This is a genomic window from Massilia sp. 05N420 (assembly GCF_056397205.1).
In genome coordinates this window covers 1-1202 of record NZ_JBFTMX010000093.1, presented here as the reverse complement: position 1 = coordinate 1202, position 1202 = coordinate 1, and the positions used below count along the sequence as shown (strand labels likewise).

At 51.8% G+C, this 1202-nt stretch carries 1 rRNA gene; it reads left to right on the top strand.

Annotated elements, in window-relative coordinates:
- Positions 1 to 1202: ribosomal RNA gene (locus AC1DIX_RS27365) — 23S ribosomal RNA — on the top strand; the annotation flags it as partial.

Sequence of the window (1202 nt, the reverse complement as noted above, 5' to 3'; positions counted from 1 at the left end):
CGAACAAGTACCGTGAGGGAAAGGTGAAAAGCACCCCGACAAGGGGAGTGAAATAGAACCTGAAACCGGATGCCTACAAACAGTCGGAGCCCGCAAGGGTGACGGCGTACCTTTTGTATAATGGGTCAACGACTTAGTGTAACAAGCAAGCTTAAGCCGGTAGGTGTAGGCGAAGCGAAAGCGAGTCTGAATAGGGCGATTGAGTTTGTTGCATTAGACCCGAAACCGAGTGATCTAGCCATGAGCAGGTTGAAGGTTGGGTAACACCAACTGGAGGACCGAACCCGCATCTGTTGCAATAGATTGGGATGACTTGTGGCTAGGGGTGAAAGGCCAATCAAACTCGGAAATAGCTGGTTCTCCGCGAAATCTATTTAGGTAGAGCGTCGAGCGAATACCCCGGGGGGTAGAGCACTGGATGGGCTATGGGGACTCACCGTCTTACTGATCCTAACCAAACTCCGAATACCCGGGAGTACTACTCGGCAGACACACGGCGGGTGCTAACGTCCGTCGTGAAAAGGGMAACAACCCTAACCTCCAGCTAAGGTCCCCAAGTCATGGCTAAGTGGGAAAGGATGTGAGGATCCCAAAACAACCAGGATGTTGGCTTAGAAGCAGCCATCATTTAAAGAAAGCGTAACAGCTCACTGGTCTAAATAAGGGTYYYTGCGCCGAAAATGTAACGGGGCTSAAGCCATGCACCGAAGCTGAGGATGTGCAGTAATGCACGTGGTAGCGGAGCGTTCCGTAAGTCTGTGAAGGGGTACCTGTGAGGGGCCCTGGAGATATCGGAAGTGCGAATGTTGACATGAGTAACGATAAAGGGAGTGAGAGACTCCCTCGCCGAAAGACCAAGGGTTCCTGCTTAAAGTTAATCTGAGCAGGGTTAGCCGGCCCCTAAGACGAGGCGGACACGCGTAGTCGATGGGAACCACGTTAATATTCGTGGGCCTGGTGGTAGTGACGGATTGCGTAACTTGTATCTTCTTATTGGATTGAAGGTGCAGGGAAGCGGTTCCAGGAAATAGCTCCACCGTATAGACCGTACCCGAAACCGACACAGGTGGTCAGGTAGAGTATACCAAGGCGCTTGAGAGAACTATGTTGAAGGAACTCGGCAAATTGCACGCGTAACTTCGGAAGAAGCGTGACCCCAATTTACGCAAGTATATTGGGGTGGCACAGACCAGGGGGTAGCG